At 48.3% G+C, this 12,748-nt stretch carries 10 protein-coding genes; all 10 read right to left on the bottom strand.

Annotated features, from left to right (window positions below; all coding sequences use genetic code 11):
• Positions 1-8: 8 nt before the first annotated feature.
• The 10 genes from secA to xylB all read right to left on the bottom strand — a co-directional run bounded on the left by secA (position 9) and on the right by xylB (position 12,693).
• A complete protein-coding gene (gene secA / locus KP77_RS13260; protein WP_041123209.1) occupies positions 9-2,516 on the bottom strand; it encodes a preprotein translocase subunit SecA in 2,508 nt (835 codons plus the stop codon).
• Positions 2,517-3,083: 567 nt separating this feature from the next.
• Positions 3,084-3,914 carry a DUF1028 domain-containing protein gene (locus KP77_RS13265; protein ID WP_041123210.1) on the bottom strand — a complete coding sequence of 277 codons (831 nt, stop codon included), beginning with the start codon at positions 3,912-3,914 and terminating at the stop codon, positions 3,084-3,086.
• A 33-nt stretch (positions 3,915-3,947) separates the two neighbouring features.
• Positions 3,948-4,478 (bottom strand): chromate transporter, encoded by a 531-nt coding sequence (locus KP77_RS13270; protein WP_041123211.1) that lies wholly within the window; start codon positions 4,476-4,478, stop codon positions 3,948-3,950.
• Complete coding sequence (locus KP77_RS13275; RefSeq protein WP_041123212.1) at positions 4,475-5,032, bottom strand: chromate transporter; 558 nt, start codon at positions 5,030-5,032, stop codon at positions 4,475-4,477. Before KP77_RS13275 ends, KP77_RS13270 begins: the two co-directional genes overlap by 4 nt.
• A 6-nt stretch (positions 5,033-5,038) precedes the next feature.
• Positions 5,039-6,649 (bottom strand): gamma-glutamyltransferase family protein, encoded by a 1,611-nt coding sequence (locus KP77_RS13280; protein ID WP_041123213.1) that lies wholly within the window; start codon positions 6,647-6,649, stop codon positions 5,039-5,041.
• A 465-nt stretch (positions 6,650-7,114) separates the two neighbouring features.
• Entirely contained in the window at positions 7,115-8,146 is a 1,032-nt protein-coding gene (locus KP77_RS13285; RefSeq protein WP_041123214.1) for an SEC-C domain-containing protein, read from the bottom strand.
• A 103-nt stretch (positions 8,147-8,249) separates the two neighbouring features.
• Positions 8,250-8,999: an SDR family NAD(P)-dependent oxidoreductase gene (locus KP77_RS13290; RefSeq protein ID WP_041123215.1), complete on the bottom strand. Its 750-nt coding sequence runs from the start codon at positions 8,997-8,999 to the stop codon at positions 8,250-8,252.
• A gap of 468 nt (positions 9,000-9,467) precedes the next feature.
• Positions 9,468-10,058, bottom strand: coding sequence for a ribosome hibernation-promoting factor, HPF/YfiA family (gene hpf / locus KP77_RS13295; RefSeq protein ID WP_041123216.1), 591 nt, complete (start codon positions 10,056-10,058; stop codon positions 9,468-9,470).
• A gap of 146 nt (positions 10,059-10,204) precedes the next feature.
• Complete coding sequence (locus tag KP77_RS13300) at positions 10,205-11,188, bottom strand: aldo/keto reductase (RefSeq protein WP_041123217.1); 984 nt, start codon at positions 11,186-11,188, stop codon at positions 10,205-10,207.
• Positions 11,185-12,693 carry a xylulokinase gene (gene xylB / locus KP77_RS13305; RefSeq protein ID WP_041123218.1) on the bottom strand — a complete coding sequence of 503 codons (1,509 nt, stop codon included), beginning with the start codon at positions 12,691-12,693 and terminating at the stop codon, positions 11,185-11,187. Before xylB ends, KP77_RS13300 begins: the two co-directional genes overlap by 4 nt.
• Positions 12,694-12,748 lie beyond the last annotated feature (55 nt).

A 12,748-nucleotide genomic window follows, 5' to 3' on the forward strand; every position in this document is an offset into this window, starting at 1 on the left:
TGAGTTTTTTAAACCCCGTGACAGTTTTTATATTTCTTCCCGCTGCCGCATGGGCATGGGTCGTTGCGGCCGACTGTGTTTTCGCGGCGGACCGGCTGTGGCTTTTTCTTTGTTTCGCCTTCTTCTTTCGGATTGACTGCCTGTCCTTTTGCAACTTCCTGACGCTCGATGTTGCTGCGGATTTCAGCTTTCATTACGTACTTAGTAACTTCTTCATTCACAGATTGCTGCATGGTTTCGAACATCGCGAAGCCTTCGTTCTGATACTCACGCAGCGGGTCGATCTGACCGTATGCACGCAGGTGAATACCCTGACGGAGCTGGTCCATCGCATCGATATGGTCGATCCATTTTGTATCAAGTGAACGGAGAAGGACCACTTTTTCGAATTCACGCATTCTCTCGCCAAGTTCTTGTTCACGCTCATCGTAACGCTTATTCACTTCATCCATAATGAGTGATTTCATTTCCTCATTAGACTTACCTTCAAGCGTTTCAGCTGTGATCACATTTTCAGGCAGAAGGTTTGCGAAAATAAAGTTTTCAAGACCTTTCAGATCCCACTTACTGCTCTCTTCAACCGTTGGCGCGTATGCTTCAACTGCGTTGTGAACAGTCGTTTCAACCATTCTGTCAACGATATGACGAAGGCTGTCTGATTCAAGAATTTCATCGCGGTCAGTGTAAATGACTTCACGCTGCTGACGAAGTACATCATCATACTGCAGAAGCTGTTTACGCGCATCAAAGTTATTACCCTCAACACGTTTTTGCGCTGACTCCACTGCACGTGTCACCATTTTACTCTGAATTGGCTGGGAATCATCCATGCCAAGACGTGACATCATTGACTTCATATTATCTGATCCGAAGCGGCGCATCAGATCATCTTCCATTGAAAGATAGAACTGTGTGACACCAGGGTCTCCTTGACGTCCGGCACGTCCACGGAGCTGGTTATCAATACGGCGTGACTCATGACGCTCAGTACCGATAACTGCTAATCCGCCAAGCTCTTTTACACCGTCGCCAAGCTTGATATCTGTCCCACGGCCTGCCATGTTTGTCGCGATCGTAACTGCACCGCGTTTACCGGCATCTGTAATAATCTGTGCCTCACTGCCATGGTTTTTCGCATTCAGTACATTGTGCGGAATGCCTTTTTTCTTTAGTTCACTGGCAATCAGTTCTGATGTTTCGATTGCCACAGTACCAACCAGTACCGGCTGGCCTTTCATATGGCGCTCTGCAATATCCTCAACGGCTGCCATATGCTTTCCTTTAACAGAAGCATAGATCAGATCAGCCTTGTCATCACGCACGATTTCACGGTTTGTTGGGATCACCACAACTCTCATATTATAAATGTTGCGGAATTCCTCTTCCTCAGTTTTCGCTGTACCCGTCATACCGGACAGCTTTTCATAGCGGCGGAAGTAGTTCTGGAATGTAATCGAAGCCATTGTCATAGACTCATTCTGGATCTCGAGCCCTTCTTTTGCTTCAATCGCCTGGTGCAGTCCGTCACTGTAACGGCGGCCTTTCATTAATCGGCCTGTAAATTGGTCAACGATGACTACTTTGCCTTCATCCACAACATAATCAAAGTCACGCTTCATGGAAGCATGCGCCTTAAGCGACTGGGTAATGTGATGATTCAGCGTAACATGCGCATAATCATACAGGTTATCAATACGGAATGCTCTCTCCGCTTTTGTAATGCCGTCTTCAGTCAGCTGTACACCCTTCGTCTTTTCATCATACGTGTAGTCCTCATCTATTCTCAGGTTACGGACAAATGCGTTCGTCTGAATATAAAGCTGCGTATTTTTCTGAGCCTGACCCGAGATAATCAGCGGCGTTCTCGCTTCATCAATTAAAATCGAGTCAACTTCATCAATCACGGCAAAATGCAGCGGACGCTGAACCTTTTGCTCTTTGTAAAGGACCATGTTATCACGCAGATAATCAAATCCAAGCTCATTATTCGTGCTGTATGTGATATCAGCCAGATACGCTTCACGCTTCTGGTCTTTATCCATGCTGTTCAGATTCAATCCGACTGTGAGTCCAAGGAAGTTGTAAAGCTGGCCCATTTCCTCAGCATCACGGCTGGCAAGGTATTCGTTGACTGTCACAACGTGTACACCTTTTCCAGTCAGTGCGTTCAGGTACACCGGCATAGTAGATGTCAGCGTTTTACCTTCACCGGTTTTCATCTCAGCAATATTACCTTCATGAAGTGCAGCAGCACCCATCATCTGTACGCGGTACGGGTCCAGTCCAAGCACGCGTTTTGCGCCCTCTTTGACCACTGCAAAAGCTTCCGGCATCAGATCTTCAAGTGATTCACCTTGCTCGTAACGGGCTTTTAACTCATCCGTCTTCGCACGCAGCTGCTCATCAGAAAGCTGCTCAATGTCGCCTGCCTTCGCAATGACCTGGTCAGCCACTTTATCAAAACGTTTCACATCTCGCTTGTTTCCATCGAAAATTTTATTCAAAATTCCAGCCATGTTAACGCTCCTTTATATAACGGGCGGAAAAACCGTCCTAGCTATTCATATCAAAACAAGGTTTATACCCCTGTTACGTTTCCATTAAACCTATCTATACACCTAATTATCTTATCACTTACAGGTGGGAGATACAAGAATTGGAGGGGGACGGGGGTTGTGCTGCAACGAACGTGAACGGTCACAACAGCTGACAGTTGTTTCACTACACCTGCGCGCGGTCTCACTGCAACAAACCCGGGTGTATCTTACAGCTGCGGCACGAAACACGACAGCCACCAGCCAAAACACTGCAACTGCGCCGGCACACAGCGAAGCCGCCTTTCATGCACTTTGGTAACAAGCCTTTAGTTTCTTAAGGGCATGAAGAGGGTGGGGCGCTGCAAAGGACGCGAACGGTCACAACAGCTGACAGTTGTTTCACTACACCTGCGCGCGGTCTCACTGCAACAAACCCGGGTGTATCTTACAGCTGCGGCATGAAACACGACAGCCACCAGCCAAAACACTGCAACCGCGCGCCACAAAACCCCAAAACAAAAACCGGGCCTCAGCCCGGTTTGAACATCATGTACGCTCCATATACTCCACAACTTCCATATCCACATACCCTTCTGCCTGCTCACGCATTTCGAAGTTTTCTGTATGCAGATAGTTTCTGAGTGCCTTTTCGATTGTGATCCCGTCTTTCAGATAGCCGTGACGCACGAGCTGGAGCTCAAGCTTTTTCTCGACTTCTCCTTCGATTGGCATGAGAAATTCTTTTTTAGATGGTGCGAAGTACAGCTGATGCAGCCGGAAGATTCTCACCAGTTCATCCACCGGCGTTGTGTGATCGTCTACGCGCAGATCGATAAAGCGGTCATTATAGCCGCCGTATCCACCCTGTTCTTTTACGACTAACAGTGCAGCGGATTGCTGACCGCGCGAGTCACCGCCTGCAGCCTGACCGGCAGAGAGAGCTGCCAGCAGTCTATCAGCGAGCGGCTGGCCTTCTGCATTTTCAAAAGCGCGTGCCATTGACTCCACCGTGCCTTCAACCAGAATGTTTCCCTGCACTGCAAAGTTTTTACCAGTCATGCCGCCTGCCCAGTCGTAGCACTGTTCACCTGTATATGTAGCCGCGTTGCCCTGATTATCAACGATGCCAACCTGTCTGTAGTCGCGGTCTTCATCTTCTTTAATCAGCAGTTCGATCGTCTCTTCAGCCGTTTTACCGGACATAATATAAGTCATTGCTTCAGGCCCGTAGGCAGTATTTGCATACGACTGTGTCGCCACTGCCCCGACACCTGCCACTGCATGCGGAACGACTGCGCCGACTGCCAGAAACTTTGACTGCGTCGCAACGCCCCACTCTTTTTCTACCGGATCGTAACCCACGATTGAATACGTCATATTCAGCACTCCTCTAAATCAAGATGCTTTTATTTACCCTAAAAAAACCGCTCCGTAAACCAGCGCGCCTGCGATCACAAATGCAGGATGCACCTTAAACCGCTCCAGTAAAACAAAGCTGATGACTGCGAGAACAACTGTCTGCACAGTACCTGTCGCCTCAATTGCATCTGCGAAAAATCCCCATGTCATCACGCCTAAAAGAACAGCAATCGTTGGGCGCACGAGTGTGGACATTTTTTTCACACGCGGTGAATCTTTATATTTCATGATCAGTCCGAGCAGGACAATCATCAGAATAAGTGAAGGTGCGATCGTTGCAAAAAGTGCAACACCTGCACCTAAAATCCCGCCTTCAGCATACCCGATATAACCGGCCATTTTTGTCGCAATCGGTCCCGGCAGTGAGTTGCCGAGTGCGAGCACTTCTGAAAACTCCTGCGTCGTCATCCAGCCGTAACGGTCCACCACTTCATTTTCAACGAGTGGAATAGAAGCCGGTCCGCCGCCGTAGCCGAGAATGCCGGGGATGAAAAACGCTAAAAAGATTTCCCAGTATATCATTTCTCCGCACCCCGTTTCCCGCCAAAGATCAGCGCATACAGCAGTATGCCCAAAATAAGAATCGCCGGATGAAGCCCTGCTATTTCAAGCAGCACAAAGCTTCCAATAATCAAAGCAATGGCAACGCCCCAGCCAAATGCAGTTTTAGACTTCTTTACAAAATCCCATGTTAAAACAGCAAGCAGTACGCCGACAACCGGTACCACAGCCTGCGACATGCCGTTTACCCAGGCAACGTCGCGATACGCATTCAGCGCCATCAGCATCACAATCATCGCAACAACTGATGGAAACGTCGTGGCAAATACAGCATTGATCATGCCTAATACCCCGCCCACACGGTAGCCGATATAGCCTGCCATCTTTGTTGCAATCGGTCCCGGCATGGCATTACCGAGCGCGAGTACATCTGAAAATTCTTCGTCACTCATCCATTTATAATGTTCCACTACTTCCTTATGAACAAGTGGAATCGATGACGGTCCGCCGCCAAAGCCGAAAATGCCGACTCTGAAAAATCCCACGAACAGACCGCCCTGTTTATTGTTAGCCATTCCTCATCACCACGCTGCAATTTGTCCGTCTGTACGGGATTCCGTCCCGCCTTTTAACACGCCGGTCTCAGGATCGCGCCAGATAATCTGTCCGCGACCAAAAGACCCGCCGTCTGTTGTTACCTGAATCGTATGCCCTTTTCTTACAAGCGCCTGCGCTAAATGGTTCGGGAAGTGCGGCTCCACGTGAACCGTTTTCCCATGCATCCACTGCCACCTCGGCGCATCAAGCGCTGCCTGCGGATTCAGATGGAAATCAATTGTATTCACCGCAACCTGGAAATGCCCCTGCGGCTGCATATAACCACCCATCACGCCAAACGGTCCTACTGCCTCACCGTCTTTTGTAAGGAACCCGGGAATAATCGTGTGATACGTACGTTTGCCAGGCTTCAGTGCATTCGGGTGCTCAGCATCAAGACTGAAGTCATGCCCTCTGTTCTGCAGTGAAATCCCCGTTTCAGGCACCACAACACCTGAACCGAATCCCATATAATTGCTCTGGATATACGAGATCATATTGCCTTCGTCGTCTGCTGCTGCGAGATATACCGTGCCGCCTTTAGGTAGTTCCATCGGTTCTGGATCCATCGCTTTTTCATCAATGACTGCGCGACGTTTATCCGCATATTCTTTTGATAAAAGCTCTTCCGTTGAAATCGGCATATCCTCAGGCTCAGTAATAAACGCCTTCCCATCTGTAAATGCAAGCTTCATCGATTCGATCTGCTTATGATACGTTTCAGTACTCTGGAACTCGTCAAACTCAAACCCCTGCGCAATATTCAGCGCCATCAGTGCAATCATGCCCTGACCGTTCGGCGGGATTTCCCACACATCATAGCCGCGGTAATTGACTGAGACAGGCTCCACCCACTCAGGTTTGAACGCTGCCAGATCCTCTTTTGACAAGTAGCCGCCGTGCTCCTTCATATAAGCATCAATTTTATCAGCTAACTCACCTTTATAAAAGCTCTCACCATTCGAATCCGCAATACTTTTTAACGTTTCGGCATGCCCTTTTGACGACCACATCTCCCCGATTTCAGGTGCACGGCCTTCAGGTGTGAATGTGTCAAACCAGGATTGGTAGACGTCATCTTTGAAAATCTCCTTGAATTTCTCAGCAGCACCCTTCCAGTACTTTCCGAGAATTGGTGAGACTGGATAGCCCTCTTCAGCTAAACGGATCGCCGGTGCCATCAGCTTTTCAAACGGAAGCTTGCCGTGCTTTTCTGAAAGCTCAGCCCACGCAGCCGGAACGCCTGGTACAGTAATCGGCTCCACACCAAAGACGGGCATCTTCTCATAACCGCGTTTTTTCATTTCTTCTATTGAAATAAACTGCGGCACGGGACCACTCGCGTTCAGTCCATGAAGCTTATTCTTCGTCCATACAAGTGCAAAGGCATCTCCGCCAATCCCGTTAGAAGTCGGCTCCACAACAGTCAGCGCAGCAGCAGTCGCAATCGCAGCATCAATCGCATTCCCGCCCTGCTGCAAAATCTCAAGCCCTGCCTGCGCAGCAAGCGGCTGGCTTGTCGCCACCATCCCCCGCTTTGCAAATACAGTGTTTCTCTGGGATGAAAATGGATGATATAAGTAATCAGTCGTCATATATGTACGCTCCCTTTATTTCGGATTTCGAATTAATAGATTTCATTATAGTCTAAATAGAGGGAAAATTCTAGTTAAGGTTTTGGGGAATGGTGAGCGGGCTTACTACAGCTGCGAGCCCTCTCACAACAGCTGTGCAGAGTTTCACTGCAATAAACCCTGGTGTATCCGACAGCTGGAGGGCTGAATACCACACCTGCCAGCAAAAATACTACAACAAAGCCAGCGCACAGCGAAGCCGCCCTGCATGCACTTGGGAAACAAACTTTTAGTGTCTTAAATGCATGAAAAGGGCTGGTGTTGCAGCCGGGGTGGCGGTTCAAGACCTTCAACTTGGCTCATACGACCTTCGCAGCCCACGATACGACCTCCGCCAGCCGTGAAACGACCCTCACCCGCGCCAATATGTCCTCCACCACCAAACGCAAAAAAGCCGCCAGATCCTTGATCTGACGGCTTTCCAACTTATGATTGCTTTTTCAATTCCTCAAGCTCACCAACAAACCACTCTTCCACCTTACGCGCAGTTGAAGACACGCTTGAAGCTGTTACATCGAACGCTTCACCGGCTTCTTTCTGCGTCATCGGCAGCTCAGTTGCGTGCTGTGCCATCAGGTATGAAAACGTTGCAAGGTAAGTTGACGGCTTTCTCACTTTTGCACCATGCTCAGCAAAATAAGCTGAAGTGATGTGGCATGCGAAGAGAGACAGCTCTTCATCGCGCTGATCCCAGAATGATTTCAGCTCATGAAGCGCTTCTTTTTGAAGATCAGACTGAAGTGGTTCAGTCATCTGATCAATCCAGCTGTCACTTTCAGCTTCTTCGCGTGCGATAATCGCTGTGATCACATCGACTACACCTTCTGTTGTGATCCACTCATTGCGGTCATCAGCCAGATTTTCAACGCGTGACTTTAGTGCGGCCGCCTCTTTTTTCGTGTAAACAGACGGGAACATAAAGCCAAACGGCACCCACTTCTCTTCAAATGGAAGCAGCAATGTGAAGAGATAATCGATCGGCGCCCACGAGTGGAATTCAGGGATCGTCACACGGTAAGATTCACCGCTGATCAAGTCCTTCATCTCTACTTCACGTGTCAATTCTTCCATCTCCGTTACTTCTGCAATCACAGGCTGCGGATGCTGCCAGTTTTCAAGCAGCTCTTTCAGGCGCGGGCGTTCAACTGAAGGGATACGCTCTTCCAGGAACTGCTCCCAGCTTGATGGCTTGCCGTGAAGCCCAAAAATATATGTTAAAAATACAGTCAGGAACTGAGGCTCATTAAAGACGTCCTGCACTTCCTGAAGCACATGCTCATAATCCTTTTTATATGATGACTGCTTTGGCGCCATCGCTTCATTTAAAAAGCCAAGCTGAAGGTCCATCTGATCCTTCACTAAAATCGTCTCGATATTTACAACTTTATTTGCACAGCATTTCTTATATTTCTTACCGCTGCCACACGGGCACAGCTCATTACGTCCAATTTCCTGCATCTTGGGCACTTCCTTTATAAAATAATCACCCACTATTGTAACACGGAGACGCGAGAACGCAACAGAAGTGGCATCACAGCCCCGATTCTAAGCACAAGGACCCTTACACCCCAAACGTTTTTCCTCCATTGACGTTGATATTCTGTCCAGTCACAAACTCCCCTTCTTCACTCGCCAGATAACGGACCATGCCGGCGATATCTTCAGGTTTTCCAAGCCGCTGTAAAGGCACGCCCGCCACATAACCAGATGCACTTTCCTCTGTCACCTCTCCATGACGCTCAACGGGAATAAAACCCGGATGCACAGCATTTACAGTAATATTGTGTTTGCCAAGCTCATTCGCCCATGAGCGCGTCATACCAATGACCGCGGACTTGGCAGTCACATAATTTGAAAACTCAGGGTTTCCTAACTCCACAACTTCACTGCCAATATTAATAATACGCCCCCACTGATTTTTCTTCATAGCCGGCATCACAGCTTTTGTGAGTAATAATGGAGCCTTCACGGTAAAATGCAGCTGATCCAGATAATCCTCCCAGGTGACATCTTCTAAAGACAGCTCCGGTTGCGGACCTGTAGCATTATTGACGAGAATCTCAATCGGCTGCTGAAAAGTTTGATGCGCAATCTTGATCAGCTTTTCCACTCCTTCATGACTTGTCACATCTGCCTGGATGGCAACTGCTTCCCCGCCGAACGCATGAATCTCACGGACGATCGTTTCTGCTTTATCCTGATTGCTATGGTAATTCACGATCACTTTTGCGCCGGCTTCAGCCAGTTTGACCGCGATGCTTTTTCCAAGGCCTCTTGAAGCACCTGTAACAAGCGCTACTTTATTTTTCATGTGAATCCTCCTTTGTAATGATTGTTCTTTTGGTGCGGGGTGGGTACTGTTGCAGTGTTTTCACTGTTTGCTGTTGTTTTTTGGCCCGCAGCTGTCAGATACACCCGGGTTTGCTGCAGTAAAACAGCGTGCAGATGTTGTAAAATCACCCACAACTGCAGTGACCACTCGCACCTGCTGCAGCGCCCCACCCTCTTCATGCACTTGAGAAACCAAAAGCTTGTTACCCAAGTGCATGCAGGGCGGCTTCGCTGTGTGCTGGTCTGAGTGCAGTGTTTTCGCTGGTGGTTGCAGTGTTTGGCCCCGTGAGTGCAGGACACACCCGGGTTGAGTGCAGTGAAACCGCCCGCGGTTGCAGTGAGATGCGAATTGGTCGCAGTCGCACAAGACACCCGCTGCAACGCCCCCGCCCGCTTCCCGCACCTAAAACCCAAAAAAGAACGCCCCCTAAAGGACGTCCTCTCTCAATCAAGCTTCAGTTTCAATCAGGCCGTACTTTCCGTCTTTACGCTTGTATACGATATTTGTACCGTTAGAGTCAGCGTCAGTGAAGACGTAGAAGCTGTGGCCAAGCATGTTCATCTGAAGAACAGCTTCTTCGCTGTCCATTGGTTTCAGATTGAATGTCTTTGTGCGGACAATGTCGAATTCGCTTTCGTCTCCATCGTCAGCGCCGACAGTCACCGGCTCTAGTTCTTCGATGCCATTTTCCGCGTCAACCGTCGTTGCGAAAAATTCAGGCTCATTTGTTTTTTCACGGAATTTACGATTTACTTTTGTTTTGTGCTTACGAATCTGACGCTCAAGCTTGTCGAGGATTAAGTCAACCGCTGCGTACAGATCTTCATGACGCTCTTCTGCGCGAAGAGTCAGTCTCGGCATCGGGATTGTAACCTCTGCCTTTGTCTGCTTATCGTTATACACCTTCAGGTTAACGTGTACGTTTGCATCAGGTGTATCGTTGAAATAGCGCTCTAGCTTATCGATTTTTTTCTCCACGTATTCGCGGATCGCTGGAGTTACCTCAATATTCTCGCCTCTGATATTATAATTCAACATGTGAACTCCTCCTTTGAATCTTAAAAGCTATACTACCTATTTCTCCTCTACCCTTGCTTTATCCTTCTTAACCGTAAAAGTTTTTTTAATTTTTTGTCGAAATGGTTGCGGTAAAAACTGGATTGTGTCACAATCAGACAGTTTCGTCAGTATGCACCGCGAATATGAGGATGCACCTCTTTTACATAGAAATCATGCAGACGGTTCAGTTCACTTTTAGAAAAAGAAGGCGTATTCAGTGCCTGAAGATTCTCTTCAATCTGAGACTGATTTTTAAACCCTGGAATCGCACAGGTTACTTCCCCCTGGTCGAGAATGTAACGCAGTGCAGCACGTGCCATATTCACTCTTCCCTCAGCAATCCACTCAAGCTCTTTCGTCAGCTCCACACCCTTTTTAAAACCAAGTCCTGCAAATGTTTCTCCCACATTGAACTGCTCACCGTTCTCATTAAAACGGCGGTGATCGTCCTCTTCAAACTCATGGTCAAGCGAGAATTTATTTGTCAGCAGACCACTTGCAAGCGGCAGTCGCGTAATAATGCCGACACCTTTTTTCTTCGCCTCAACAAACAGCTCTTCCAGCGGCTTTTGACGGAAAATATTAAAGATCACTTGAAGACTTTTCACATTCGGATTCTGCAGACAGATCAATCCTTCTTCAACGGTCTCCACACTCACACCGTAATGACGGATTTTCCCCTTTTGCTGCAGCTCATCAAGCACGCCAAACACGCTGCCATCTTCGAGAATCTTCTTTGGCGGGCAGTGAATCTGATACAGATCCATCCGCTCCCGCTCAAGGCGCTTCAGACTCGCATCCAGATAAGCCTCCACCTGAGCCATCTCATATGTTTTCGGATCATGAATGTCACCTGCACGGCAAAATTTTGACGCTACGTGAATACTTGACTCCTGCCCCTTCGTTGCCTTTGCAAGCAGCTCCTCACTGTGGCCGTCACCATACACATCCGCTGTATCAAAGAAATTCACACCACGGTCAATCGCATAATGCAGTGACTTGAGTGCCTCCTGATCATCAGACTGACCCCATGCGCCTCCGATTGCCCATGTTCCAAAGCTGAGTTCACTCAAACTGAGTTCTGTATTACCTAACTGACGGTATTTCATTGCACAACACGCTCCTTACTGTCATTCAGCATTCGACTTAATTCTTTAGTTTGATTGTACACCTGTTGATAGATGTAAAACAAATTTTTGTAATGTTCTTTCATTTCTATTTTTGGAACATATACCTTTTCTTCATTTAAAAAGCGTTCCGCACATTCATCTAAATGGGTAAACCATCCCGAGCCGACTGCTGCAATCATCGCAGCACCCATACCCGGTCCCTGTTCGGAAGTAAGCTTCACGATGTCTGCGTCAAATATATCCGCCTGCAGCTGAAGCCAGAAATCACTTTTCGCACCGCCGCCAATAGACACAATACGGTCAATCTTCTTACCGCCTTCTCTGAAAATGTTAATGGATTCATGAAGTGAGAACGTGATCCCTTCAAGCACAGCCCTAGTAAAATGACCTCTTGAATGACGCTGATCCATTCCGATAAAGCTGCCGCGGATCACAGCATCAGCATACGGAGTGCGCTCCCCTGAAATATAAGGCGTAAACAGCAGCCCTTCAGCCCCAGGTGGCGTCTTTGCAGCCTCTTCAATGAGCGTCTCAAACGATACTTCCGGAGCAAAATTCCGCCTATACCAGGAAAGGCTGTCGCCTGCAGCAAGCGTCACACCCATTGTATAGTAAGCATCCGGCACGCCGTGGTTAAAGTAATGGACTTTGCCGTCAAAATCCAGATCACCTCTGTTTTCATATGACAGCACAACACCTGAAGTTCCGATACTGCACATACTCATGCCTTCCTTCAGCACGCCTGACCCGATCGCGCCGCACCCATTATCCGCTCCTCCGGCAAAAACTTTTGTATCAGCCGGCAGACCGGTTGCAGCCACAACTTCCGATAGCAAAACACCTGCTTCATCAGTGGAAAAAAGCAGCGGCGGGCAATGCGTTTCTTCTATTTGAAATGCATGAAGCACCTCTTTACTCCACTCACCTTTTTCTACATTTAATAAAAGCGTCCCGGCAGCATCTGACAGATCCATCGCCACTTCTCCCGTCATACGGTACCGCAGATAATCCTTCGGCAGCATGAACTGACTCAGCTGGTCCCAATTCTCAGGCTCATGCTTTTTCACCCAAAGCATTTTCGGCAGTGTGAAGCCTTCAAGCGCAGGATTTTTTGTCAGCTTAAGCAGCTGGTCCTGTCCGAGCACCTCAATGATCTCACAGCATTCAGCTGTCGTTCTCGTATCATTCCATAAAATAGCCGGACGGATCACAGCGCCATCACAGTCTACCATCACAAGCCCGTGCATCTGGCCGGAGAAGCTGATGCCATCAATTTTTTCATCTTCAGTCAAAGCGGAGGTAAGTTCGTGCAGCGCGTCGAACGACCCTCTCACCCAGTCTTCAGGATCCTGTTCACTGTAGCCGGATTTCTCGTGCATAACAGGGTATGGTCGTGACGCTTCTTTTAAAACCTCGCCTTCACGGTTAACTAACAGCGCTTTGACTGCGCTAGTACCAAGATCGATTCCGATTACGTAGTTCATGATGATTCCTCCATATGTAAATCCCCCGGGACAAAGTTGTACCGGGGGACATGTA

Origin of the sequence: Jeotgalibacillus alimentarius, from assembly GCF_000829445.1 — a bacterium.
GTDB classification, from domain to species: Bacteria; Bacillota; Bacilli; order Bacillales; family Jeotgalibacillaceae; genus Jeotgalibacillus; species Jeotgalibacillus alimentarius.

What these genes read in the sequence shown, in the direction of transcription:
- secA (WP_041123209.1), bottom strand. Translation starts at nt 2,516, where the DNA reads ATGGCTGGAATTTTGAATAAAATTTTCGATGGAAACAAGCGAGATGTG.
- KP77_RS13265 (WP_041123210.1), bottom strand. Translation starts at nt 3,914, where the DNA reads ATGACGTATTCAATCGTGGGTTACGATCCGGTAGAAAAAGAGTGGGGC.
- KP77_RS13270 (WP_041123211.1), bottom strand. Translation starts at nt 4,478, where the DNA reads ATGATATACTGGGAAATCTTTTTAGCGTTTTTCATCCCCGGCATTCTC.
- KP77_RS13275 (WP_041123212.1), bottom strand. Translation starts at nt 5,032, where the DNA reads ATGGCTAACAATAAACAGGGCGGTCTGTTCGTGGGATTTTTCAGAGTC.
- KP77_RS13280 (WP_041123213.1), bottom strand. Translation starts at nt 6,649, where the DNA reads ATGACGACTGATTACTTATATCATCCATTTTCATCCCAGAGAAACACT.
- KP77_RS13285 (WP_041123214.1), bottom strand. Translation starts at nt 8,146, where the DNA reads ATGCAGGAAATTGGACGTAATGAGCTGTGCCCGTGTGGCAGCGGTAAG.
- KP77_RS13290 (WP_041123215.1), bottom strand. Translation starts at nt 8,999, where the DNA reads ATGAAAAATAAAGTAGCGCTTGTTACAGGTGCTTCAAGAGGCCTTGGA.
- hpf (WP_041123216.1), bottom strand. Translation starts at nt 10,058, where the DNA reads ATGTTGAATTATAATATCAGAGGCGAGAATATTGAGGTAACTCCAGCG.
- KP77_RS13300 (WP_041123217.1), bottom strand. Translation starts at nt 11,188, where the DNA reads ATGAAATACCGTCAGTTAGGTAATACAGAACTCAGTTTGAGTGAACTC.
- xylB (WP_041123218.1), bottom strand. Translation starts at nt 12,693, where the DNA reads ATGAACTACGTAATCGGAATCGATCTTGGTACTAGCGCAGTCAAAGCG.